A 25,434-nucleotide genomic window follows, 5' to 3' on the forward strand; every position below is an offset into this window, starting at 1 on the left:
TATCTCCTGGAGAGACTCCTGATGCCTTTCAACCTGTCCCGACGCGGTTTTATCGGCAGCGCCGCCGCGCTTTCCGCCGTGCCCGCCCTGGCTCGCGCCGCCTCGGACAAAGCCGCCGCCCCCGTCCCCGTCAACCCGCTGGTCAAGCAGCGCGCGGATGCGCAGGTCTTCCGTCATGACGATGGCTATTATTATCTGACCGGCTCCGTCCCCGAATATGACCGGCTGGTGCTGCGCCGCTCAAAGACGATCGCAGGCCTTTCGACCGCGAAGGAAGCCGTGCTGTGGCGGCATGAGGCCAGCGGTCCGCGTTCGGGCTATATCTGGGCGCCTGAACTGCATCAGATCGACGGTAAATGGTATATGTATTTCGCGGCCGGTCCCGCCGGTGGTGGCGACGACGTGTTCCGCATCCGCACCTATGCGATCGTCTGCGAGGGTCCCGATCCGATGAGCGGCAAGTGGAGCGTGGCCGGTGAACTGCAAACGCCCTGGGACAGTTTCAACCTCGATTCGACCAGCTTCGTCCACAAGGGCGTCCGTTATTTCGCCTGGGCGCAGCGTGAACCGGGCATCGAAACCAACAGCAACCTCTACATAGCCAGGCTGGAATCGCCGCTGAAGCCGGGCGAGAAGGTCACGCGCCTGACCGTTCCCACGCTCGACTGGGAAGTGCGCGGCTACAAGGTCGCCGAAGCCCCCGCCGTCCTGCACCGCAACGGCCGCCTGTTCATGAGCTATTCGGCCAGCGCCACCGACGCGCGCTACTGCCTGGGCCTGCTGACCGCGGACGAGAATGCCGACCTGCTGGACGCCAAGAGCTGGACCAAGTCGCCCCGGCCCGTGTTCGTCAGCAACGAACAGACCAGCGTCTATGGCCCCGGCCACAACAGCTTCACCGTGGACGAACAGGGCCGCGACATCCTCGTCTATCATGGCCGCGACTATAAGGAGATTCAGGGCGATCCGCTCCTGAACCCCGATCGCCACACCCGCGTCCAGCGCCTCTATTATGCCGCAGACGGCACCCCCGATTTCGGCGTGCCGGTCGGCAATGGCCCAATGCCCGAGCGCTTCATTTCGGCCGCCAGCCCGCAGTCGCTGCTGGCCCATGACGGGATCCGGTTGCTCGGCGGCAATCCGACGCTGGCCCAGACCCAGTTCCGCCAGACGCCCGGCCGCGCCGGCAAGCAGAGCGTCATGCTCTCCCCCATCCTGATGCCCGAATATTATCTGGTCGCGAAGAAGGACGGATCGATCACGCTGGAAAAGGACAGCAAGAGCGCCGACTTCGCGCTGCGCAGCCAGTTCGTGCGGTTGCAGGACAAGGGCAGCGACCTGGTGCGCTTCGCCGCCATCTCGGCCGCCGGCAAGGCGCTCGGCCTGGCCGATGGCGAGATTCGTCTGGTCGGCAGCCGCGACACGACCGCCTATTGGCGCGCGGACTGACGCGTCCAAGTCTGACAATATGATAGGACGGGAGGGGGCCGTTCGCCAGCGCGCGGATGGCCCCTTTTCAATAGTGCGAGAAGATTCCCCTTACGGAAATCCTCATTTTCCCGACATGCAGCATAAATGTCACAAGCATCCCATTTCGTGGGATCGGACCCCAACTTTCCGCTTGCGATTCATTTGTCGGAGCAATAATTAGTCCGAGTAATTCACGCATGGCGTAACCGCGCCAGCTTTAGGGGAGGATATCCAAATGGCTTTCAAGCCGGTCGCACTCGCTTCCGCTTCCATGTTCGCACTGATGCTGTCGGGCGCTGCCCACGCGCAGGACGCGACCACCGCCACGCCACAGGGCGCACAGGGTGAGGAAGAAGCCGCAGACATCGTCGTCACCGGCGTCCGCGCGTCGATCGTCGGCGCGCTCAACGTCCGCAAAAATTCCACCCAGATCGTCGATTCGATCGTGTCGGAAGACGTCGGCAAGCTGCCCGACAACAATGTCGTCGAAGCGCTCCAGCGCGTCACCGGCATCCAGGTCACCGACCGTGCTGGCGGCGAAGCCGCGACGATCACCATCCGTGGCCTGACCGACCCGCTGACCACGCTCAACGGCCGCAACATCTTCACCGCGGCCGGCACCTCCTTCGCATTGCAGGATATCTCGGCGAACCTCGTCAGCCGCGTCGATGTCTACAAGACGCGCTCGGCCGACCAGCTCGAAACCGGCCTCGCTGGCCAGATCGACGTGCAGACCCGTCGCCCGCTCGATTTCGACGGCTTCACCATTTCGGGCCTGGCGCGCGGCGTCTATTCGGAACTGGCGGACAAGTTCAATCCGAACGTCGCCCTGCTGGTCAGCGACCGCTGGGAAACCGGCATCGGCGACATCGGCTTCCTGGTGAACGCCAGCTACACCAAGGCACAATATCGCAACCAGAATCTCCAGGCCGGCGCCATGGTGCCATTCGCCACGGAAAATCCAACTGCCGGTTCGGGCCTGACCCCTTTGCAGCGCATCTTTCCTGGTGCCCAGAATGAAAACTGGACGCCTGGCCTCGACGCCGGTCTGCCGACCGCACCGGGATCGACGTTGAATATCAACGGTGTCGAAACCCCCTATTATTTGTCGCGGGACGCCGTCATAGCCTCCGATCTCTATGGCAAACGCGAGCGTCCTTCGATCAACGCGGCGCTCCAGTGGGCGCCAAATGACAGCTCGGTCTACACCGCCGAAGTCTTCTACACCGGTTTCCGTGGCCAAACCTTCAACAGCCTGCATTTCAGCTTCGCCGACTGGTGGGGCGATCTGCCTGCCGATGTGGCCAACAGCTTCGAACTGTATGAAGGCACGAACATCATCAAGTCGCGCCAGCTGGGTTCGGTCGCGGGCTTCAACAGCGGCGACATGGCGACCAACAAGACCGACAGCTACGTTTACGCGTTGAACGCCAAATGGGACGTAGGTGAAAACGGCAAGATCGTCGCCGATGTGGCCTATCAGGACAGCAAGAACGAAACCTCCTTCTTCGCCATCCGTACCGATCGCGGCCCGCTCGACCTGAATGTCGATTTCAACGGTGGCGGCGGCCTGCCTTCCTACAGCTTCGCCAATCAGGAAGTCCTGACCGACGCCAGCAAGTGGACGGTCGGCAACCTGTTCGACAGCGGCACGAAGAATACCGGCAACGCGCTGACCATGATGCTGGACGGCGAATATAAGTGGGACGAAGGTTTCCTGCGCCGGATCAAGGCCGGCTTCCGCTATGACAACCGCAATGCGGATAGCTATGTGCGCGATCAGGGCGCTGGTGGTCTTGGCATCACGCTCGACGCGCTCAACCAGGGCAAGCCCTTCACCAACAGCGGCTTCTTCGACGGTCGCGCCGACATTCCGACCAGCTGGGTGCTGGCAGACCCGCGCAGCATGGACAAGGATGCCGTCCGCGCCCTGTATCGCGCGGCAAATCCGAATGCCAATTTGCTGCTGTCGGATGAAATGAGCTTCGGCCATGTGTTCGGCATCAACGAAAGCAACCTCGCTGCCTATATCATGGCCGATGGTGAGCTCGAAATCTTCGGCCGTCCGCTACAGCTGCAAGGCGGCGTGCGCTTCGTCGCGATCGACACCCTTTACGACTATTTCGACCGCGGCAACAATTTCGCCCGGACCACCGTGTCCACCGGGTCGGAAAAGTTCCTGCCGTCCTTCACCGCCCGTTACAACATCACCGACAATCTGCGTATCCGTTTCAACTATGGTGAAACGCTGCGTCGTCCGGCCTTCGGCGATCTCAATCCCAATCTGTCGCTGACGGGCGACCTGTCGCGCATCGGTTTCGGTTCGGGTTCAGCCGGTAATGCCAATCTGGGCGCGACCCATTCGAAAAATATGGACCTTGCGCTGGAATGGTATTTCGAACGCAACAGCGCCGTCTACGTGACGGCATTCCAGCGCAAGATCAACGGCTTGGTCGTCCCACTGGTCGCGCGTGAATTTGTTCCGAACAATTATCTGCCGCGCAACGAAACCTATACCGAATATTTCAACATCACCCGCCCGGAAAATGCCTCCAACGGCACGCTCAAGGGTGTGGAACTGGGCCTGACCTACTTCCCCTCCTATCTGCCCAGCGTGCTTGACGGCCTCGGCTTCACCGGCAGCGCGACGATCCTGGATTCTGAACAGACCATCCCCGTGGTGAACACTGAGGGCGAGATCACCGGCTCCGCCAAGTCGGCTTTCTTCGGTGTGTCGAAGCTGTCCTACAATGCCACGCTGGCCTATGATAAGGGTCCGGTCGGCGCGCGCCTCTCCTACATCTGGCGCAAGGGCTTCCTCCAGAGCAATGAGGGCCGCTCTTTCGCAAACCCGATCGGCTTCTGGCGCGCCCCGGAAAAGAGCTTGGACTTCCAGCTGACCCTGAACGTGAATGACGATATCGGCATCACCTTCGACGCGGTGAACATCACCAAGGCGAAGCAGCAGAATTATTACAAGTTCGGCGATGTCGGCAATCCGACGCAGTTCAACAGCAGCACACTGTTGATCGACCGCACCTTCGCTGTCGGTGTCCGCTTCAAGTTCGACTGAGTGCCCGATGGCGCGCGGTGTCTCCTCACTGCGCGCCATTTCCATGGCGGCCGTTCCGGGATGTCTCTCCAAGTCCCGGATCGGCCGCCATATTTGTTTGTAAATGACAGGGAGGACGATGGATGCGCGCGATGAGGATGCTTCTGCTGGCCGGGGCCGCTCTGGCCGGGATCGGTGCCGCCTCTCCCCCGCCTCCTACAGCGATGGACACCCGCGCCATCGCCGCCCAGCACTTCGGCAATGACGCGCCCTGGTATCAGGACCGCATCCCCTTCTTCGAATCCGCCGACCCGAAGATCGACGCCGTTTATTATTATCGCTGGCAGGTCTTTCGCGGGCATCAGCGCGACCTGGGCGAAGAAGGCTATATCACCACCGAATTTTTCGACGATGTCGACTGGCAACGGCACCCCTATGCCAGCCTGAACGACGCCAGCGGATTTCACATCGGCGAGGGGCGCTGGCTGAACGATCGTCGCTTCGCCGACGACTATATAAATTTCATGTATCGCAGCGGCGGCAACGACCGCCACTTCACCGATCATATGGCGGATTCGGTATGGGGCCGCTTCCTTGTCGACGGCGACCGGGCGGACGCGATCGAGCATCTGCCGGTCATGAACCATATCTATCGCCTGTGGGACGACAAATATGACTTCGACAAGGGGCTGTATTTCGTCGAACCCCTGCTCGACGCAACCGAATATACCGTTTCCTCGATCGATGCGTCGGGCGGCAAGGACGGGTTCCGCGGCGGCGAAGCCTTCCGCCCCTCGGTCAACAGTTATATGTTCGCCAATGCCCGCGCCCTGTCCAAAATGGCGGCAATGGCGGGGAACAAGGCGATGGCCGCCGACTATGCCGCCCGCGCCGACGCCCTGCAAAAGCGCGTCCTCCAGGATTTGTGGAGCGACAAGCTCACCCATTTCATCGACCGCCACCAGTCGCGGAAGAATGCATTCGTCAATTATTGGGATCCGATCCGCAACCGCGAACTGGTCGGCTACCTGCCATGGATGTTCGACCTCGTCCCCGACGACGCGAAATATACGCAGGCCTGGGCGCATCTGCTCGACCCCGCCTCGCTCGCCGGCAAGGCGGGGATGCGCACGGTCGAGGCCAATTACGAATATTATATGCGGCAATATCGCTATCTGGGCAAAGACCCGGAATGCCAGTGGAACGGCCCGATCTGGCCCTATCAGACGACGCAGGTGCTGCATGGCATGGCGAACCTGCTCGACCATGCGAAGGCTACCGGCTCGGTTACGCGCAGCGCGTATATGCGCCTCCTGCGCCAATATGCCGCGCTTCACTATCAGGGGGATCGCCTCGACATCGAGGAGGATTATCACCCCGAAACCGGCAAGCCGATCGTCGGCCTCGACCGCAGCCACCATTATTTCCATTCGGGCTTTAACGATCTGATCCTGACCGGCCTGGTCGGCATTCGTCCGCGCGCCGACGATGTGCTGGAAGTGAACCCGCTCCTCCCCGAAAGCGGCGATCCACAGGCGCTCGCCTGGTTCCGGGTGCAGGACGTTCCCTATCATGGCCATAAGGTCGCCGTGACATGGGACGTGGACGGCAGCCGCTATAAGCGCGGCAAGGGCCTCTTCATCGAAGTGGACGGCAGGGAAGTCGCGCGCCGCGAGACGCTCGGCCGGGTCGAGGTGCCGGCGACGCGCGCCGACACCCCCGCGATCCAGCGCCCGATCAACCGGGCCGTGCAACTGGTGCGCGGCCAGTTCCCGATCGGATCAGCCTCCAGCAACGCCGACGTCGAAAATGTCCATGACGCGATCGACGGCCGCGTCTGGTTCTTCCCAGAACTGCCCAATGGCTGGTCCTCCGCACCATTACCCGTCCAGCAATGGTATGCGATCGACCTTGGCAAGCCGGTCGACCTCGCCCGTGCCGAACTGGCTTTCTTCGCTGACGGCAAGGGCTTCGCCGTGCCGAAAAGCTATCGCCTCCAGGCGTGGGTCGACGGCGACTGGCGCGACATTGCCGCGCCCAGGGAGCGCCCGGTCGCCAATGGCGTTACCGATGTCCGCTGGCCAAGGCTCCAGACCACCAAAGTCCGCCTGCTCTTCACCCAGCCGACCGGCAAGGCCATCCGTCTGGCCGAATTTAAATTATTCGAAGAATAGACGACGAAGGACCGGTCCAAACCCGCCATTCCCCGGTCCATCTTTGCTGGCCAGCGCATCAAAGGAGTGATACACCCCGAAATAAGTCAAATGACGCAGATACTCGCCCCTTCCCGTCCCGGCATCTATGCCAAGGGCACCGAAACCGTCGACGCCATATTGAAGGCGGCGCTGGACGTGCTCATCGACGAAGGGGCGGATGCCTTCACCATCCGCCGCATCGCCGCACGATGCGATATGAAGGTGGGCAATGTCAGCTATCATTTTCCGCGCAAGGAAATGTTGATCCAGGTGCTTCTGGACGAGCTGGTCGACAGCTATGGCAAGCTGCTCGACGATGTCGTGCGCAAGCCTGGCCTCAATGCCGAGGAACGGCTGAAGCTGGTCATCATTCTGTGCCTGGAGGATATCGGGTCGAAGCGGACCACCCATCTCTTCACCGAACTGTGGGCGCTGGCCAATCATAACGCATTCGTCGCCGACCGGGTGAAGGCCTTTTACGAGCGCATCCACGGCGTGATCGGCGACTATGTCGTGGCGATCAATCCGGCTCTGTCGCAGGAGGATGTCGGCACCGTCGCCCTGTTCATCAGTGCGACGATGGAGGGCGCCACGCCTTTTCTGGGCCATGGCAAGCCCTGGGCCGACCGGATGCCCGCCTTCACGGCGTTGGCGGTCCAGTCGCTGGTCAATCTGGCCCGAACGGCCACCTCAGCCGAGATTGCCGCCCTCGCCCCCGCACGCGAGCCGGAAATGGCCTGACCGATCTGCGCAGCAACATTTTTTGTTGCTACGTCATTTCTCCCCCTTGACCGAATCTGGACAGGTGTCAAACCTTGTCCCGACGCCGCAGGCACCAAGGGGGACCAGCCAGCATGTCGACCGCCAGACGCAGGATTTTCACCGCCGCCTTTTCCACCATGCTGCTGGGCAGCGCCGCAATGGCGCAGGCTGCGCCCGCCGACACCAGCGCCGCGCTGGAGCCGGAGGAATCGGACGTCCTGACCATCGATCCGCCCAAGCCCACATGGTTCTATGTCGACGGCGGCTGGGACATGCCGGGCACCAGCATCTTCGACGGCGAAAGCGGCAAGATGAAGGGCATGGTCGAAACCCGCCGCCTAGCCGACATGGCGATCGATCCGGCCGGCAAATATTATTATGTCGCCGAAACCCTCTGGTCGAAGGTCGATCGCGGCACGCGGCAAGACATGGTCACCGTCTATGACAGCAAGACGCTGAACCTCGTCGCCGAAATCGCGCTTCCCGGCCGCATCCTGATCGGATCGCGCAAGAACAACTTCATCGTCAGTGACGACGGCAAGACCGCCTATATCTATGATTTCAGTCCGACATCCGGCGTGAATATCGTCGATCTGGCGAAGAAGAAGTTCGTGGCGGCCGTCGAACTGCCGGGCTGCGCCAGCCTGATGCCCAATCCGGGTGTCGGCTTTTCCGCGCTCTGCTCCGACGGCTCGATCGCGACCGTCGCGGTCAAGGGGACGAAGGGGGACATCACCCACACCGCGCCCTTCTTCGACGCCACCAACGACCCGATCTTCGACAATTTCGCCTATGACCGGAAGAAGAAGGCCAGCACCTTCCTCACCTATACCGGCCAGATCTTCACCGCGCAGATCGGCGCAACGCCCACCGTCGCCGCGCCTTTCTCGATCCAGACGGCAGCAGGCATCCGTCCCGGCGAAACCAGACCACTCGAACTCAACTGGTATCCGGGCGGCCGCCAGCCCATGGCACTGCATCGCCCGACCGGCATGCTCTTCGTGCTGATGCACATGGGCGAATATTGGACCCACAAACAGTCCGGCTCCGAAGTCTGGCAGGTGGACGTCGCCGCGAAGAAGGTGGTGAAGCGCTTCTCGCTCAAGGAGCCGATGAACAATATCGAAGTGTCCCAGACCGAAAAGCCGCTCCTCTACATGAATGGGGAAAAGGGCGAGGCGCTGGTCCTCGACGTCGCCACCGGCGAGGAAAAGCACAAGATCGAGAAGGCCGGCAACGGCATCATCACCGTTGCGGAGCCGAACTGACGATGGCTGTGCAGGCGCTGGCTCTATTCGGCCTGACCGCCTCGATCGCCGTCGGCCTGCTTTTCCTGGCTGCCGGCATCGCCCAATGGCGCCATCGCGCCTTGCTGCCGGGCGTGATCGCCAATTATCGGCTGCTGCCCGCTGCGCTGATCGGTCCGGCTTCCGGCGCCCTTCCGCTGGCCGAGGTCGCAACCGGCGCCGCGCTGCTGATCGGCCTGCATCCGCTGTCGGTTCTGGCCGCGATGACGCTGCTGCTGCTCTTTGCCGGCGCGATGGCGATCAACATACTGCGCGGTCGCGGCCATATCGATTGCGGCTGCGGCCATGGCGCGTTGCGCCACCCGATCGGCTGGCCGCTGGTGGCGCGCAACATCGCACTCGCCGCGCTGCTCAGCCTGCGCCTGCTGCCTGTCCCGCTTTTTACCGCGATGGATGTCGCCACGGCAGTGGCCGGCGGCATCGCCATCGCGCTCCTCTGCCTGCTGTTCCAGTCGCTGGCGGCGCTTGCCGTCTCGCCCGCGCATCGGAGATAACCATGCTGACCTCGCTCATCATCTCTCAGATCGTCTCCTGGATCGTCATCATCGGCCTCGTCATCGCATTGCTGGCGCTGGCGCGGCAGGTGGGCGTCCTCCACATTCGCGTCGCCCCCGCCGGTGCCCTCGCGACCAGCGGTGGGCCGTCCGTGGGCAGCACGACCGGTCCGATCGCAACCCGCGACCTCGACGGCAAACCGGTGACGATCGGCGGCCATGCCCATGGCATCAAGCTGCGCCTGCTGCTTTTCGTCTCGGCCCAATGCCCGCTCTGCAAGGCGGTGATCCCGATGGCGACCAGCTTCGCCAAGGCAGAGCGTGTCGCCCTGACCTTCATCGGCGACGATGACGCCAGCGCTCAGCGCGCGATGATCGCCCAGCATGGGCTGGAAGGCCATGCCTTCATCAACGGTCCCGAGGTCGGTCAAGCCTATGAAGTCGCCAAACTGCCCTTCGCCCTGCTGCTGGATGAGGAAGGCGCGATCCTGTCCAAGGGGCTGGTCAACAGCCGCGAGCATCTGGAGAGTCTGATCGTCGCGCATGAAATGGGCATCCGCACGGTGCAGGATTATATTGGCGGCCTGAAGGCGCAGGCGGCGTAACAAGCTGAAGGGGGCAAGACAGATGAAAAGACTCAACGCCGACGCCTTTGGGGAAAGGCTACTGCGCCGGTTCGCAGGTGGCTCTTCGCGCCGATCGATGCTGACGCGCCTGGGCGCCGCGCTGGTCGCCGCGCCCGCCTTCCCGCTCCTGCCCGTCAGCCGCGCCGAAGCCGCCAAGCCCGACCGCTCGCCCGAAGCCAAGACGCTCTTCGCCCGCACCGCGCAGACGAAGGATGACACCAAATGCGACTATTGGCGCTATTGCGCGATCGACGGGGCGCTCTGCACCTGCTGCGGCGGCGGCATCCATAGTTGCCCGCCGGGCGCTGAACCGTCCCCCGTCAGCTGGGTCGGCACCTGCATCAACCCGGACGACGGCAAGGCCTATCTGATCGCCTATCGCGACTGTTGCGGTAAGCCCGCCTGCGGCCAGTGCGGCTGCGACAATACCGATCGCGAAACGCAGCTCTACATGCCGCAGCTCAACAATGACGTGATCTGGTGCTTCGGCACCAGCAGCATGGACTATCATTGCTCCACCGCCGTGATGGTTGGCACGGCAAGCTAGAAGTCACTCAAATGCGTGCGTTTCTCTTCACACTCCGTTCGCTTCGAGCGAGGTCGGGAAGGTCATCCGCACCCCATCCCCTTTTCTGGATTGCCCTGCTTCTGCTCGGCGGCACCGTCACCCTGCACGCCGCGCTGCCGCCGATGGGACTGCTGCCTGCCGCCATCATCGATCCCGACATGGCGCGCGCCGACTATGTTGAACAATGCGCCGGCTGCCATGGCATTCAGGGCAGCACCGCGCCCGCCAAGCTGCCCGAACTGCGCGGCCGGGTCGGCTGGTTCCTCTGCACGCCGCAGGCTCGCGCCTATCTCATCCGCCTGCCCAATGTCGCGCACAGCCGCATCAAGGATAATCAGCAGCTGGCCGACATGATGAACTATGTCGTCTTCGGGCTGGGGGGGGCGAGCGCGCCCCCGGACGCAGCGCCCTTCACAGCCGAGGAAATCGCGCGCGAACGGCAGTTCGCCCTGTCTACCACCACGCTCAGCGCCGAACGCGCGCGCCAGGTCGAAAGCGCGATCCGCCAGTGCGGCGCGCCCGCCTCGCTCCGCCTTCTCTATCCGGGCCAGAAGGGCTGACCGGCCGGCAAGCAAAAAGCCCGACACGCAAAAGCGTGCCGGGCCAGTAAGAAGTGTCGCCTTCAAGACGATCCTTCGGGTCGCACCTTGTTTCTACCAGTGCGCGCGCCTGCTTAAAATACCCCGGCCGGGGTATGTCCCATTTCCGGAAAAGCCGGTGACGATCAGGCAGCGTCGCCGCTTACGACGCCCATGGGGAGCCGCCGACGCCCGGCCGGCCTCGACAGGGGCAGGACTTCCGAAGGTTCTTTTTCCAGTCGCTCGACGGCGTTGGCAACGAGCATCTGCAATCCCTCTTCGCTGAGCAGGCCGCCTCGGATAAGACAGCGATCGACCAGCACCCGGCGGAAGGCCGAATAGAGCGTCATGTCGGGCTGTCGCGGCGCCGCCCAGAAATCGTCCAGTCCCGTCCGGTGGACGACGCCGGGCACCTTGTAGACGGCATGGCCCAGCACGACCACAGGCTTGCCGCTGTTGAGCGCCAGCGTGCCGACCGTACTGTTGACCGTCACGACGCCCAGCGACTTGCCCACGACCTCTGCTATGTCCCAGTCGGGCAGATAGTGGACGCGATCGGCCACGCCATAATGAGTCGCCAGTCGCTGGGTCAGGCGCCCCCAGGCTACCAGCCCCGGATCGAGCGGGTGCCGCTTGATCAGCAGAGAGACATCATCGGGCGCGTGCTGAGCAAAGCTCTTGATCACGAACCGCAAGGCAGCGCGCATATTGCCGAAGGGCGAATGGACACGGATCTGATAGTCGGAATTGAGTTGCAGCGGCAAGGTGAAATAGGGCCGGTCCTTGACCGCATCCCATACCGCCAGCGACCGACGTGCCTCGCTCTTGCGCATCAGCAATTTGCAGCACCATGCAACCGATTCCAGCAGGAAGCTGTGCGGCCGATGGGTTCGGTAGAAGGGGAAAAGGGGGCGCATCAGTGCGGAAGACAGGCCATTGCGCATCGTGTTGCGCGCCCGCGCCTGGAACGTCGAGGGAACAGGCGGAAGCGCCGTTTCATATTCGGGCAACTCTTTCGCCCGATCGATATACCATTGCGGGTCTAGCGGCAGGGTGGAATTGCCGTTCACGCCATCATCCTGCAACGTCAGGAAGTCCGGCCTGATATAGCCTTCTTCCATGCAATGGACGCGTAGCCCGCGCAGCCGGGCCATGCCGTGCGCGGACGTGTGATAGGGGCGGCAATCGCCATAGAGGATCAGGTCGGTGACGCCATGATTTACGATGAAATCATCGAAGAAGAGCGGCCAGTTACGGAAAGTGCCGCGATAATCGGTCGCCTCACCAGGCCAGTCGATCTTGTCACCGCCATTGATGTTGATGCGCAAGGCGCGGTGTCCGCGTTCCTGCAGGGCGTCGGCCAACATCGCGAAATAGGGTCCATGCGGCCCCTGGAGAAACAGGAAAGTCTTCATCGGCGCCTCAGCCATGAAGATACTCCGCGGACAAGGTCATAAATCGCCGTAACTTTCCCTGGAGTTCCCGCAATCTGATAAGAGACGTCACAGGTGCGGCAGTCCCGTTCGCCAAACGCTCAACCATCACTTCAGGTCCACACGGCAATCGCGTCACCATATCAAGATAGCGAGGATAGAGAATGAGGGCGGCAGCCACAAGCTGATCCAGGGTCAGCTGTCGTCCCCGCCGGATGCAGGGCTGGGCCAGATCACGCGTCAAACCCCAGCCCGCATAGAAGGGCATGCCGTGGACGGTAACGGATCGCCCGCGCATCAGCGCCTCGAACCCCGTCAGCGACGACAGCACATGCAGATCATCCACCGCCTGCACCAGTTCCATCAGCGGCGCACCGCTGTCGATCGCATCGGCATAGGCCAATATGGCGGCATCGGACAGATGCCCCTTGCGATGGCCTGCCTGCACGTCGGGATGGGGGCGATAGATGATCCAGGCATCCGGCTCCGCAAGGCGGACCCGCGCCAGAAAATCGAGATTGCCGGTCACGCCTGCCCCACCCAGGCTGACAGACAGATCGTCATCGACCTGTCCGATCACCAGTACCGTGCGCCGCTGCGGCGGCAATGCCGGCATCTGCCCGGCGTCCTGTCCATATTTGGTGACGCCGGTCGCACAGATGCTGGCGCGCAGCCGTGCAGCCCGCTCCACCAGCGGTGGAGGAAAATCATGGGTGGCGAGCAATGTCTCCAGGTCATTGGCGGCACGCGCATTATAATAGATGCCGGTGCGATCGACGACCACCGATCCGGGCGGATGCAGCGCCGCACCCAGCCCGCGCGAACGGATGAAACCATCCTCCACGCGCACCAGCGGCACCTGTTCGGCAGCCGCATCCTGCGCGGTGGCGGGCGGTACGCGGGAAGGCCAGACGGCCAGTACTCCCTTTTCCCGTCGCGCCCGGCTCAAGCCGCGCGACGCCGACACGAATGGTGGCGATGCGGTCCCATCCCACAGGAACCGGCGAATCGCGTCGCGCTTCCAGAAGGCCATGCCGCTGGCCGCAACGATACCGCGATTGCCCTCCAGATGGCGCCGCCAGTCGGCGAGTTGATCAACGGCCGTGGCAGCATCGACCGGCTTGCCGGTAAAGGGATCGCGGTAGCGCGCCATTGCGATGTGCCGCCGAGCAGCCTCGCGCAATTGCACGGGGGCGATCACTTCGCCGTCCGGACCGATCACCTCCACGCCAAGCAGCCCGGCTACCAACGCCCATTCGTCCCGGTCGGTCGTGTGGATAGCTTTCGCACGCTCGATCGTCGCCCAAGGATCGCAATCGTCCGGCAAAACCCTGCCCGCGACCGTTGCCCGTGCCGATCCCGGCAGCAGGCCGATCTGGTCGGGCTGCAATCCTGACAACAGCGCGGGATCGACCGCGACACCGGTGCGCACCAGCAGCCGGACCGGGTCCGGGCGGCAACCCCAGAATGATCCGCCCACGCGCGCCGCCGCAATCGCGTCGAGCACTTCGTCGGACCCCGATTTTCCGCTCTGCACATCGTCTGTCGGCATGCTGATCGCGGCGCACGAGGGCGCGACGTCGGGAAATGGCGGCGATCTGAGAAAGGGGAGCATCGGCGTCAAACGGTCAACGCCTTGCGCTCCATCACGAACCTGTCGCATTCAATCCGTGAGCGCACCGCGCATCGCATTACCATGTCCCCTTGCCCGCCATATCTGAGCGGCGGAACCGCTCAGGTCAAGGAACAGAAGCCGTCACTTCCTCGATCAGCTCGGCGATGATGTCAAAATAGTCACGCCAGGTCGGTGCGCTCCAGGTCGCGATGCGTGCCAGTTGTGCCGCACGCTCGGGCGAACCGGCGCAGGCATAGGCGCAGATGGACCGCATCCAGCCCAGCCCGTCCAGCGGATCGAGATAGTCGGGCGCTGCGCCGCCTACCTCCCGATGGGCAATGATGTCGCTGCAAATCACCGGAACGCCCGCCGCCAGCGCCTCGACCACCGGCATGCCGAAACCTTCGATGAAGGACGGCATTAGCATCGCGCGGGCGTTGGCGACCAGCGCCTGCATCCGGTTGTCGGACACTTCACCCGCCTCGATCACATGGCCGCGCAGTGCCTCGGCACGCTCCAATATGTCGACGACATTCTCATTTTCCCAGCCGCGCCGCCCGACGAGTACCAGCACCGGCGCGGCATCGCCCTGCTCCTCCACCAGCCGCCGCCAGATGTTGAGCAGCAGCAGATGGTTCTTCCGAGGTTCGATGGTCGAGATATAGACGAAATAGGGCCGCGTCGGCAGGTCTTCGTCCGGCGCGCCGAAAATGTCGGGCGCATCGGCACCGAAATGGGCGACCCGCACCGCGCGGCCGTCCAGCCCCCTCTTCAGATGCGGTTCCAGCGCATCGATCGTCGCCTGGCTGTTGCCGATGATCCCGGTTGCGTAACTGTCGATCGTGCGCACGCGCTTGCGGTGCTCGTCCGCGCCCTGCGGCCGGGCATATTCGGGATGGCTGAGCGGAATGACATCGTGGACCAGCGTCACCAGCTTCGCGCCCTCGGCCCGCAGGATGGCGCCTACCTGGTCATGATTGTCCAGATGGTGCGGCGACACCTGAAGATAGATGCGTGGCCCCGTGGCGCGCGGCACCGGCCGGGGTCGGGTCGCGAACATGTGACGAACCACTGCCGCTCGACTTTCTCCCGCATCGGCGGAACGGGCATTGCGCCATTTCGCTGCCGTAAAGGCCAGGAACTGGCGGACCGCTGCGCTGCTCAAACGGCCATAGTAGCCGCCGGCGGGATGTACCGCGGCGAAGGACAGCCGATCGGGTATCCGCTCCAGCAATTCGCGGGCATAGACATATTCGACCCGGTCGATCCCGGTCGGCGCGGGGTGAAACGCGCGCGACAATAGCCGCGAAAGGTCGAGGACAACCTCGCTTTCGCCACGCTTGCCCATGAACCGTTCGCTCGCGCGCTTGGTCCGCAGCGCCAGCCGCGCGCCGGGTGCATTGAAGGGACGCAAGGCCATGTCAGCGCCTGTCCCGCAAGCCGATCACAAGGAAAAGAGGCATCAGAACTGCGCGCGAATCTCTTCGGCCAGCGCCTGCAATTGCGCTCCATCCGCCTGCGCGCCATGGCCGTGTACAGCAAAGCCCTTGGGATCGCCCTCCCAACGCGGCAGAATATGGACGTGCAGGTGGAAGATGGTCTGCCCCGCCGGCGCGCCGTTGAACTGGGCGATCTGGATGCCGTCGGGATCGATCGCCTTGCGAATGGCGGTGGCGACCTTCTTCGTGGTCGCCATCACCTGCGCCAGCGCCTCATCCTCGATCTCCAGAAGGTTGCGCGCCTTCGACCATTTGGAAATCACCAGCGCATGCCCCCTGGTCTGCGGCATGATGTCGAGGAAGGCGAAGGTGGTGTCATCCTCGTACAGCTTGGTCGACGGGATCTTGCCCTGAAGGATCAGGGCAAAGACATTGGCGTCGTCATAGGTGCCGTCGAGGCTCATGGGCTGCCCTTAGCTGGTGTAATGGGCGGTCGTCTTAGCAGCGACTTCCTCCGCCGTCACGCCCGGCGCCAGTTCGACCAGCCGGAACGGGCTGTCATGGTCGGAACGCTGGAAGACGCAGAGGTCGGTGACGATCATGTCGACCACATTCTTGCCGGTCAGCGGCAGGGTGCAGGCCGGGATGAACTTGGCGTCGCCATTCTTGGACGTGTGCTCCATGACGACGATGATCTTCTTGACGCCGGCGACCAGATCCATGGCGCCGCCCATCCCCTTGATCATCTTGCCGGGGATCATCCAATTGGCGATGTCGCCATTTTCCGCGACTTCCATCGCACCCAGGACGGTCAGGTCGATATGCCCGCCACGGATCATCGCGAAGCTGTCGGCGCTGGAGAAATAGGCCGATTGCGGCAATTCGCTGATCGTCTGCTTGCCCGCGTTGATCAGGTCGGCATCCTCCTCGCCCTCATAGGGGAAAGGCCCGATGCCCAGCATCCCGTTCTCGGACTGGAGCGTCACTTCCACGCCATCGGGAATATGGTTCGCCACCAGCGTCGGAATGCCGATGCCCAGGTTCACATAGAAGCCGTCCTTGAGCTCCTTCGCCGCGCGCGCGGCCATCTCGTCACGAGTCCAGGGCATATTATTTCTCCCCTATGGCGGGCGGTGCCCACCTCTTGTCCATCGGAAATATGTCGTCAAACCCGCCCTTGAGGCCGCTGCCATAGACGGGGTTGGGCAGCACGAACCAGCCATTGCCCCACAGACCCGCGATCGGCAGTTGCATGGTCGCGGCGCGGCGGGCCGGCACCGGCTGATCGGCGTTGAACAGGTCGGAAAAATCGCCGAGTTGGTCGCCGCCCATGGCGATGACGCAATATTTGCCGGATATCGTCCAGCGGCGCCCGTCCTTGCGCGATCCCATGGCATCGTCACCGCTGAGATAGAGCGTCTGGCCATGCACCGCATCGCCAAGCCCTGCCGCCTTGATCGCGCGGGCAGTCGCATCGGCATTCGCGGCCGACCGGTTGGTATTGAAGATCACCGTCACGCCCAGATTGCGCAGCGCTTCCAGCACATGGTCCGCGCCCGGCACCGGCCCGACCGCGCCCTCGCCGGTCTTCTCCCACGCGTCCCACGCGGCAGCGTCGAAGCCCTTGCCGGTCCTTGCATCATGATATTCATAGCCGGTGTTGAGCATCACCGTCTCGTCCACGTCGAACACCGCCGCAAAGGGCTTGTCGCCGCAGGGCAGGAATTTCGGCGCAGCAAGCGTCGAACCTTTCGCCAGCACCACACTGTCAGCCGGTCGCGCCTTCACCTTTGTCGCCACATAGGCCAGCAGCCCATGCCAGGCTTGTACCGAGATCGCGGCGCCCTCGCCCGATCCGTAAAGATATTGCATCCCGGCGGGCGGATTGCCGGCGGACGGTGCTGCCACTGTCGCCGCCGGAGGTGTCGTGGTCGCACAAGCGGCGAGCGGCACCAACAGCAGCGCCGAAAACCCGCGCATCCTAATGGACATCAGGCCGCTTCCCGCGCCCGCGTCGTCCGGAACTCGATTTTCTTGTCGTAAGGTGCGCCCACGATCATGCGCTTGACGTAGATGCCCGGCAGATGGATCGCATCGGGATCGAGGCTGCCGGTCGGGACCACTTCCTCGATTTCGGCGATGCAAACCTTCGCGGCGGTCGCCATCGGCTGGTTGAAATTGCGGGCGGTCTTGCGGAAGATCAGGTTGCCACTCTCGTCGGCCTTCCAGCCCTTGATGATCGCGATATCGGCGAAGATGCCGCGCTCCAGGATGTAATCCTGGCCGTCGAAGCTCTTCACTTCCTTGCCCTCGGCCACCTGCGTGCCGACGCCGGTCTTGGTGTAGAAGCCGGGGATACCGGCGCCGCCGGCGCGGCAGCGTTCGGCCAGCGTCCCCTGCGGACAGAATTCCACCTCCAACTCACCGGCCAGATATTGCCGCTCGAACTCCTTGTTCTCGCCGACATAGGAGGAGATCATCTTCTTGACCTGACGCGTGCGCAGCAGCTTGCCCAGCCCTTCGCCGTCGATGCCGGCATTATTGGAGGCGATCGTCAGATCCTTCACGCCCGAATCGCGAATCGCGTCGATCAGCCGCTCGGGAATGCCGCACAGGCCGAAACCGCCCGCGCAAATCTGCATCCCGTCGAAGAGAAGTCCCTCCAGAGCGGCCGCGGCATCGGGGTAGAGCTTCTTGACCATCGGCATCCATCCTTTTGAAAGTTCACACCGTTCTATGCAGCTGGACCGATCAATACCAATGATTTGTTTTTTCGGTTAAACCCAAACAATGTCTATCAATCGCATCGCCTTCTACCATCTGGAAACGCTGCTCTGGATCGCCCGGCTGGGCACTTTCGCGGCGGCAGCGGCGCGTCTGAACACCACCCAGCCCGCCATTTCCGCGCGTGTGCGCGAACTCGAAAACCATCTCGGCACCGCGCTGTTCCGGCGCGAGGGACGGACGATGGCGCTCACCCCGGCGGGCCGCGAACTGGTGCGGGAGAGCGAGCCGCTCTGGGCGCGATTCCAGGGGGTGCTGATGGGATGCAGCGACATATCGGGCGCGACCGGCATCATCCGCATCGGCGCGGGCGAGATTGCGGCGGCCAGTTGCCTGCCCGGCTTCGTCGCAGCGCTGGGCCGCGACCTGCCGCAGGTCAGCCTGGAGGTCGACATCGCCCTGACCGCCGACCTGATCCAGCAACTCGCGTCGGGCCATGCCGACCTTGCTTTCGCTGCCGGGCAGATCGCCCATCCGATGCTGCGCACCGCCCCCATCGGCAGCGTCGACCTGCTCTGGCTGTCCTGCCCGTCGACCGTCGCCGCGCCCAGGACGCCGATCTGGTCGCTCTCGAATCTCTCGCCACTCTATCGCATCATGAAGGAGGCGATCGCTGCGTCGGACCTGGCCGACTGCCCGCTCAACCTCTGCAACAATGTCCGCACCATGATCGACATCGTGCTGGAGGGCGGCGGGATCGGCATCTTCCCCCAGCCTATGGTGCGGCAGCAGATGACGGACGGACGGCTGGTGCCGGTGCCCGGCGCCCCGGCGATGCCGCCGGTCGACTTCCACGTCGCCGTCCGCGCCGCCGAAGCCGACCCGCTGGTACTCGCCATCTTCGACCGGGCAAGCAGGCTCGACCTTTAGATCAGCCCGGCGAGCGGGCTGGACGGGTCGGCATACATGCGCTTGCCCATGCGCCCGGCGCGATAGGCCATACGGCCCGCTTCCACGCCCGCCTTCATCGCGGCGGCCATCAGGATTGGATCCTTCGCTTCGGCAATGGCCGTGTTCATCAGCACGCCAGCGCAGCCCAGTTCCATCGCCACCGTCGCCTCCGATGCCGTGCCCACGCCCGCGTCGACCAGCACGGGCAGCTTCGTACCTTCCACGATCAGGCGGATCGTGACCTTGTTCTGGATGCCGAGGCCCGATCCGATCGGCGCGCCCAGCGGCATGATCGCGACCGCGCCCGCATCCTCCAGCCGCTTGGCCGCGATCGGATCGTCGACGCAATAGACCATCGGCTTGAAGCCTTCCTTCGCCAGCACTTCGGTTGCGCGCAGCGTTTCCACCATGTCGGGATAAAGGGTACGCGCCTCGCCCAGCACCTCCAGTTTCACCAGTTCCCATCCGCCCGCTTCCCGCGCCAGCCGCAAGGTGCGGATCGCATCCTCGCCGGTGAAGCAGCCTGCGGTGTTGGGCAGATAGGTGATCTTCTTGGGATCGATATAGTCGGTCAGCATCGGCGCCTTGGGATCGCTGACATTGACGCGGCGCACCGCCACCGTGACGATCTCCGCCCCCGACGCCTCGACCGCTGCGGCATTCTGCTCGAAACTCTTATATTTCCCGGTGCCGACGATCAGGCGCGAGCGGAAGGTCTTGCCCGCCACGCTCCAACTGTCCTCATCGATCGCGGACACGTCGCCGCCGCCGACAAAATGCACGATTTCCAGTTCGTCGCCATCCTCGACCTTGACTTGCGCCAGGATCGAACGCGGCACGACTTCCAGATTGCGCTCCACCGCCACCTTTTCCGGCACGAAGCCCAGTTCGCTCGCCAGTTCGGCCAGCGTCAGACCGTCACGGATGCGGCGATGCTCGCCATTGATGTGGATGGAGATGGTGCCGTCTGTGCTCACTGCGCTGTCCCGAACTTGAGAAGATGTCTCGACTAGGCGAGACCGGAAGGGCTAAGGATCGTGGCGCATATAGGGGCGGCCCTGCCCCGGTCGCAACAGCATTAGGGGGTGGCCTTGACCGACGCGCGCAAAATCTATGTCCTTAACGGTCCCAACCTCAACATGCTCGGTACCCGCGAGCCGGAAATTTACGGCTATGACACACTGGACGATATTGCCGAACGCATGGAGGATGTCGCCAGCCGCGCCCATGTGGAGATCGTCTTCCGCCAGTCCAACCATGAAGGCTATCTGGTCGACTGGTTGCAGGAAGCGCATGCGCAGGGCGCGCACGCCGTCATCATCAACCCCGGCGCCTATACCCACACGTCGATCGCACTGCATGACGCGATCAAGGGCATCAGCGTGCCGGTGATCGAGATTCACCTGTCGAACCCGCACGCACGCGAGCCTTTCCGCCACAAAAGCTATGTCGGCATGGCGGCCAAGGGCACCATCGCGGGTTTCGGCCCGATGTCCTACATGCTGGCGCTGGAAGCCGCGCTGGAACTGTAACTCGACGCACGAAAGTTGCGCTTTGCCGTAAATACGCATAGGCGCGGGCACAAGAAACGACATTCACCGGCCAGGGACTTCACATGACCGACAAACAAGAAAAGGGCGCAATGCAGGTGGACGTGCAGCTGGTGCGCGATCTCGCAGCGCTTCTGGACGACACCAATCTCACCGAAATCGAGGTCGAGGACGGCGATCGCAAGATCCGCGTCGCGCGCAAGGCCGCTTCGGCCGCCGCGCCCGTCTATGCCGCTGCGCCGACCGCTGCACCCGTCGCCGCGCCGGTGGCCGCCGCAGCGCCTGCCGCGCCCGCTGCCGACGCCGCCCTGCCTTCGGGCAATGTGGTCAAGTCGCCGATCGTCGGCACCGCCTATCTGTCGGCCGAACCGGGCGCCGCGCCCTTCGCCCGCGTGGGCGCGCAGGTCGCCGCCGGCGAAACCATCCTGATCGTCGAAGCGATGAAGGTCATGAACGCGATCACCGCGCCGACCGCCGGCACGGTCAAGGCGGTACTGGTCGATAACGGCCAGCCGGTCGAATATGACCAGCCGCTGATCGTGATCGAATAAGGCCCGGACCGCTTATGGCCATCGAGAAACTGCTGATCGCCAATCGCGGCGAGATCGCGCTCCGCATCCACCGCGCCTGCCATGAAATGGGCATCAAGACCGTTGCGGTACACTCCACCGCCGACGCCGACGCCATGCATGTGCGCCTCGCCGACGAGGCGATCTGCATCGGGCCGCCCGCGGCCAAGGACAGCTATCTGAACATCGCTGCGATCATTTCGGCGGCGGAAATCAGCGGCGCGGACGCTATCCATCCCGGTTACGGCTTCCTGTCGGAAAACGCCAAGTTCGCCGAAATCGTGGAAGCGCATGGGCTGGCCTTCGTCGGTCCCAAGCCTGAACATATCCGCACCATGGGCGACAAGATCGAGGCGAAGCGCACCGCCGGCGCGCTCGGCCTGCCGCTCGTTCCGGGGTCAGACGGCGCAGTCAGCGATGTCGAGGAAGCCAAGGCGATTGCCGAGGCGGCGGGTTATCCCGTCATCATCAAGGCGGCATCAGGCGGCGGTGGTCGTGGCATGAAGGTCTGTACCTCGCCCGACAGCCTCGAAACGCTGATGCAGCAGGCAGGTTCGGAAGCGAAGGCCGCGTTCGGCGACGCCACCGTCTATATCGAGAAATATCTCGGCAATCCGCGCCACATCGAAATCCAGGTGTTCGGCGACGGCAATGGCAACGCCATTCACCTGGGCGAACGCGACTGTTCGCTACAGCGCCGTCACCAGAAGGTGCTGGAAGAAGCCCCCTCGCCCGTCCTGTCGCAGGCCGAGCGTGAGCGGATCGGCAGCATCTGCGCCAAGGCGATGGCCGACATGGGCTATCGCGGCGCCGGCACGATCGAATTCCTGTGGGAAAATGGCGAATTCTACTTCATCGAGATGAACACCCGCCTTCAGGTGGAACATCCGGTGACGGAGATGATCACCGGCCTCGACCTGGTGCGCGAACAGATCCGCGTCGCCGAAGGCAAGCCGCTCTCGGTCGCGCAGGAAGACATCCGCTTCACCGGCCATGCGATCGAATGCCGCATCAACGCCGAAGATCCCCGGACCTTCGCGCCGTCGCCGGGCACCGTCACCAGCTATCATGTTCCGGGCGGCATGCACGTCCGCGTCGATAGCGGCCTGTATCAGGGCTATAAGGTGCCGCCCTATTACGATTCCATGATCGGCAAGCTGATCGTCTATGGCCGCACCCGCGAGGGCGCGATCATGCGCCTGCGCCGCGCGCTGGAGGAATATGTGATCGAGGGGATGAAGACCACCATCCCGCTGCATCAGGCATTGTTGCGCGATCCGGAATTCCTCGATGGCAACTATACCATCAAGTGGCTGGAAGAGTGGTTAGCCAAGCAGGACGGCCAGTGAAAGCCATCATCTGGCATAATCCCCGCTGCTCCAAGTCGCGGCAGGCGCTGGCGATCCTAGAGGAAACGCCGGGCGTCGAGGTGGAGGTCTTCGAATATCTGAAGACCCCGCCTGCCCGCGCGGAGATCGAGGCGGTGCTGGCCAGGGCGGGCGTCCGCCCGTCCGAAGCGGTGCGCAAGGGCGAAACCGTGGTCAAGGAAATCGGCCTCGACACCAGCGACGACACGGCGGTGCTGGACGCGATGGCGCAGCATGCCATCCTGATCGAACGTCCGATCGTCATCACCGGCAAGGGCGCCGTCATCGCCCGCCCGCCGGAAAAGGCGCGGGACATTCTGTAACCGCGATGTCGCGTCTTTAAGCGAAACGAAGGGACGGTTCCAGCTCGCGCTTGCCGATGACCGTCCCTATATCTCCTTGCACATATAGGGAGATTGCCCATGGCCACCGACCAGTCCGACGAGCAGACCGAAGCCAGGGTCGAAGGCGTCGCGCCCTATGACGGGCCGGCCGGCGGCTGGGGTGCGCTTCGGGCGGTGGCGATCGCCATCCGCGACCAGATGGGCGCCAGCACGGACACGCGCGCGCTGCTCCAGATGAACCAGCCGGACGGCTTCGACTGCCCCGGCTGCGCCTGGCCGGACCCGCGCCATACATCCTCCTTCGAATTTTGCGAGAATGGCGCCAAGGCGGTGACATGGGAGGCGACCGTCAAACGCGTCGATCCCGATTTCTTCGCCGCGCACAGCGTATCGCAGCTCTGGGAGTGGACCGACCACGACCTGGAAGATGCCGGCCGGCTGACCCAGCCGCTGCGCTACGACCCCGACAGCGACCATTATGTGCCGATCGCATGGGACGACGCCTTCGCCCGCATCGGTGCCGGGCTTCGGGCGCTCGATCATGCCGATCAGGCGGAATTCTACTGTTCGGGCCGGGCATCGAACGAGGCCGCCTTCCTCTACCAGTTGCTGGCCCGCGCATATGGCACCAACAATTTCCCCGACTGCTCAAACATGTGCCACGAGGCCACCAGCGTCGGCCTGCCCAAGTCGATCGGCATCGGCAAGGGCACGGTGACGCTGGAGGATTTCGACCATGCCGACGCGATCTTCTGCATCGGCCACAATCCCGGCACCAACCATCCGCGCATGTTGTCGACGCTGGCGACGGCCGCCCGGCGCGGCGTGCCGATCATCGTCGCCAATCCGCTGCGCGAGCGCGGGCTGGAACGCTTCAAGTCGCCCCAGCACCCCACCGAAATGCTTTCGACCGGTGCGACGCAACTGGCCTCCGCCTATCATCAGGTGAAGGTCGGCGGCGATATGGCGATGCTGAAGGGCATGATGAAGGCGCTGTTCGCCACCGACGCGCTCGATCTGGCGGCGGGCGGCGGCGGCCTGCTCGATCGGGGATTCATCGCAGAGCATACGGTCGGCATCGACGCGCTGCGAGCTGATGTCGAGGCGATGACGTGGGACGAAATCGAACGGCCATCGGGCCTGTCCCGCGCCGCGATCGAGAGCATGACCGATATCTACGCCCGGTCGGAGCGGGTCATCATCTGCTATGGCATGGGCATCACGCAACATCGCCATGGCACGCAGAATGTGCAGCAACTGGCCAACCTCCTGCTGTTGCGCGGCAATATGGGCAAGCGCGGCGCGGGCATCTGCCCCCTGCGCGGCCACAGCAATGTGCAGGGCGACCGGACGGTCGGGATTACCGAAATACCGGGCGAGGCGATGCTGGCCCGGCTCGACGCCCGGTTCGGCATCGCCAGCCCGCGCAAGCATGGCCATAATGCGGTCGAGGCGGTGAAGGCGATGCAGGCGGGCGAATCCCGTGCCCTGATCGCGCTGGGCGGCAATCTGGCCGTGGCGATGCCCGATCCGCAGGCCTGCTTTGCTGCCTTCCGGCAGCTGGACATGGCCGTCCATGTGCTGACCAAGTTCAACCGATCCTGCCTGGCGCCCGGCAGGGAGACGATCATCCTGCCCTGCCTCGGCCGGACCGAACTCGATATGCAGGCCGGTGGACCGCAGTGGGTCACGGTCGAGGATAGCATGTCGATGGTGCATGCCTCGCGCGGTCGGCTGAAGCCCGCGGCCGCCGACCTTCGCTCCGAACCGGCGATCATCGCCGGCATCGCCAAGGCGACACTGGACGCGGACAATATCGACTGGGACGGGCTGGTAGCGAATTACGACCATATCCGTGACGCGATCGAGGCGGTCTATCCCGATTTCCGCGACTATAACCGACGCGTCCGGGTGCCGGGCGGCTTTCGCCTGACCATCGGCCCATCGGAACGGGTCTGGAACACGCCGGACGGCAAGGCCCATTTCCTGGTCGCGACCGGCATGGATGAGGATGACGGCAAGACGGACGGATTGCTGACGCTGACGACGCTGCGCAGCCACGACCAGTATAACACCACCATCTATGGCCTAAACGATCGCTATCGCGGCATTACGGGCCGGCGCGACGTGCTGTTCATGCATGAAGCCGACATGGCGGCGATTGGCATCGCCCATGGCGACCGGGTCGATGTGGTCGCCGGCCCCGGCCGCGTCATGCCCGGCGTGGTGGCGATCCGCCACGACATCGCGCGCGGCTCCATCGCGGCCTATTATCCCGAAGCCAACTGTCTGGTGGCGCTCGACGCGCATGACGAGGCCAGCGGGACGCCCGCCTACAAGGCGATCGCCGTGACGGTCCGGCCTTCGCAATCGATCGCCGCCTAAACGGT

General features: G+C 63.7%; 23 protein-coding genes. 15 read left to right on the top strand and 8 right to left on the bottom strand.

Annotated elements, in window-relative coordinates:
* Positions 1-21: 21 nt before the first annotated feature.
* The 9 genes from VMR39_RS10180 to VMR39_RS10220 all read left to right on the top strand — a co-directional run bounded on the left by VMR39_RS10180 (position 22) and on the right by VMR39_RS10220 (position 11,034).
* Positions 22-1,449: a glycoside hydrolase family 43 protein gene (locus tag VMR39_RS10180; RefSeq protein WP_325415842.1), complete on the top strand. Its 1,428-nt coding sequence runs from the start codon at positions 22-24 to the stop codon at positions 1,447-1,449.
* A gap of 256 nt (positions 1,450-1,705) precedes the next feature.
* Positions 1,706-4,543: a TonB-dependent receptor gene (locus VMR39_RS10185; RefSeq protein WP_325415843.1), complete on the top strand. Its 2,838-nt coding sequence runs from the start codon at positions 1,706-1,708 to the stop codon at positions 4,541-4,543.
* Positions 4,544-4,674: 131 nt separating this feature from the next.
* Entirely contained in the window at positions 4,675-6,696 is a 2,022-nt protein-coding gene (locus VMR39_RS10190; RefSeq protein ID WP_325415844.1) for a discoidin domain-containing protein, read from the top strand.
* A gap of 90 nt (positions 6,697-6,786) precedes the next feature.
* A complete protein-coding gene (locus VMR39_RS10195; RefSeq protein ID WP_325415845.1) occupies positions 6,787-7,458 on the top strand; it encodes a TetR/AcrR family transcriptional regulator in 672 nt (223 codons plus the stop codon).
* Positions 7,459-7,571: 113 nt separating this feature from the next.
* A complete protein-coding gene (locus tag VMR39_RS10200; RefSeq protein WP_325415847.1) occupies positions 7,572-8,747 on the top strand; it encodes an amine dehydrogenase large subunit in 1,176 nt (391 codons plus the stop codon).
* Between the two features lie 2 nt (positions 8,748-8,749).
* Entirely contained in the window at positions 8,750-9,280 is a 531-nt protein-coding gene (locus tag VMR39_RS10205) for a MauE/DoxX family redox-associated membrane protein (RefSeq protein ID WP_325415848.1), read from the top strand.
* A gap of 2 nt (positions 9,281-9,282) precedes the next feature.
* Positions 9,283-9,885 carry a methylamine utilization protein MauD gene (locus tag VMR39_RS10210; protein ID WP_325415850.1) on the top strand — a complete coding sequence of 201 codons (603 nt, stop codon included), beginning with the start codon at positions 9,283-9,285 and terminating at the stop codon, positions 9,883-9,885.
* A 22-nt stretch (positions 9,886-9,907) separates the two neighbouring features.
* A complete protein-coding gene (locus VMR39_RS10215) occupies positions 9,908-10,453 on the top strand; it encodes a methylamine dehydrogenase light chain (protein WP_325415851.1) in 546 nt (181 codons plus the stop codon).
* Between the two features lie 11 nt (positions 10,454-10,464).
* Positions 10,465-11,034 (top strand): cytochrome C, encoded by a 570-nt coding sequence (locus tag VMR39_RS10220; protein ID WP_325415853.1) that lies wholly within the window; start codon positions 10,465-10,467, stop codon positions 11,032-11,034.
* A 164-nt stretch (positions 11,035-11,198) separates the two neighbouring features.
* On the opposite strand, the gene VMR39_RS10225 is transcribed toward VMR39_RS10220, so the two are convergent.
* From VMR39_RS10225 to VMR39_RS10255, 7 genes are all read right to left on the bottom strand, one after another.
* Positions 11,199-12,482 (bottom strand): capsular biosynthesis protein, encoded by a 1,284-nt coding sequence (locus VMR39_RS10225; RefSeq protein ID WP_325415854.1) that lies wholly within the window; start codon positions 12,480-12,482, stop codon positions 11,199-11,201.
* Positions 12,475-14,148: a beta-3-deoxy-D-manno-oct-2-ulosonic acid transferase gene (locus VMR39_RS10230; RefSeq protein WP_414712490.1), complete on the bottom strand. Its 1,674-nt coding sequence runs from the start codon at positions 14,146-14,148 to the stop codon at positions 12,475-12,477. Before VMR39_RS10230 ends, VMR39_RS10225 begins: the two co-directional genes overlap by 8 nt.
* 76 nt (positions 14,149-14,224) lie before the next feature.
* Positions 14,225-15,520: a glycosyltransferase family 1 protein gene (locus VMR39_RS10235; RefSeq protein WP_325415855.1), complete on the bottom strand. Its 1,296-nt coding sequence runs from the start codon at positions 15,518-15,520 to the stop codon at positions 14,225-14,227.
* Between the two features lie 42 nt (positions 15,521-15,562).
* Positions 15,563-16,003 (bottom strand): HIT family protein, encoded by a 441-nt coding sequence (locus tag VMR39_RS10240; protein WP_325415857.1) that lies wholly within the window; start codon positions 16,001-16,003, stop codon positions 15,563-15,565.
* A 9-nt stretch (positions 16,004-16,012) separates the two neighbouring features.
* A complete protein-coding gene (locus VMR39_RS10245; protein WP_325415858.1) occupies positions 16,013-16,648 on the bottom strand; it encodes a CoA transferase subunit B in 636 nt (211 codons plus the stop codon).
* A 1-nt stretch (position 16,649) separates the two neighbouring features.
* A complete protein-coding gene (locus tag VMR39_RS10250; protein WP_325415859.1) occupies positions 16,650-17,531 on the bottom strand; it encodes an HAD family acid phosphatase in 882 nt (293 codons plus the stop codon).
* A complete protein-coding gene (locus tag VMR39_RS10255) occupies positions 17,531-18,241 on the bottom strand; it encodes a CoA transferase subunit A (RefSeq protein WP_325415892.1) in 711 nt (236 codons plus the stop codon). Before VMR39_RS10255 ends, VMR39_RS10250 begins: the two co-directional genes overlap by 1 nt.
* Before the next feature lie 88 nt (positions 18,242-18,329).
* Here VMR39_RS10255 and VMR39_RS10260 point away from each other — a divergent pair, with 88 nt between their 5' ends.
* A complete protein-coding gene (locus VMR39_RS10260; RefSeq protein ID WP_325415860.1) occupies positions 18,330-19,193 on the top strand; it encodes a LysR family transcriptional regulator in 864 nt (287 codons plus the stop codon).
* On the opposite strand, the gene thiS is transcribed toward VMR39_RS10260, so the two are convergent.
* The gene (thiS, locus tag VMR39_RS10265) at positions 19,190-20,191 is read right to left on the bottom strand and encodes a sulfur carrier protein ThiS (RefSeq protein WP_325415861.1); all 1,002 of its coding nucleotides are present in this window, start codon (positions 20,189-20,191) and stop codon (positions 19,190-19,192) included. The genes VMR39_RS10260 and thiS overlap by 4 nt on opposite strands.
* Before the next feature lie 114 nt (positions 20,192-20,305).
* Between thiS and aroQ the strand changes: the two genes are divergently transcribed.
* From aroQ to VMR39_RS10290, 5 genes are all read left to right on the top strand, one after another.
* A complete protein-coding gene (aroQ, locus tag VMR39_RS10270; protein ID WP_325415862.1) occupies positions 20,306-20,746 on the top strand; it encodes a type II 3-dehydroquinate dehydratase in 441 nt (146 codons plus the stop codon).
* An 83-nt stretch (positions 20,747-20,829) separates the two neighbouring features.
* A complete protein-coding gene (accB, locus tag VMR39_RS10275) occupies positions 20,830-21,315 on the top strand; it encodes an acetyl-CoA carboxylase biotin carboxyl carrier protein (protein WP_325415863.1) in 486 nt (161 codons plus the stop codon).
* Positions 21,316-21,329: 14 nt separating this feature from the next.
* Complete coding sequence (accC, locus tag VMR39_RS10280; RefSeq protein WP_325415864.1) at positions 21,330-22,682, top strand: acetyl-CoA carboxylase biotin carboxylase subunit; 1,353 nt, start codon at positions 21,330-21,332, stop codon at positions 22,680-22,682.
* Positions 22,679-23,023, top strand: coding sequence for an arsenate reductase (glutaredoxin) (gene arsC / locus VMR39_RS10285; protein ID WP_325415865.1), 345 nt, complete (start codon positions 22,679-22,681; stop codon positions 23,021-23,023). The genes accC and arsC overlap by 4 nt, the downstream gene beginning before the upstream one ends.
* Positions 23,024-23,122: 99 nt before the next feature.
* Positions 23,123-25,429 carry an FdhF/YdeP family oxidoreductase gene (locus VMR39_RS10290; RefSeq protein WP_325415866.1) on the top strand — a complete coding sequence of 769 codons (2,307 nt, stop codon included), beginning with the start codon at positions 23,123-23,125 and terminating at the stop codon, positions 25,427-25,429.
* Positions 25,430-25,434: the final 5 nt, after the last annotated feature.

The organism is Sphingobium sp., assembly GCF_035511395.1.
Taxonomy (GTDB): Bacteria; Pseudomonadota; Alphaproteobacteria; order Sphingomonadales; family Sphingomonadaceae; genus Sphingobium.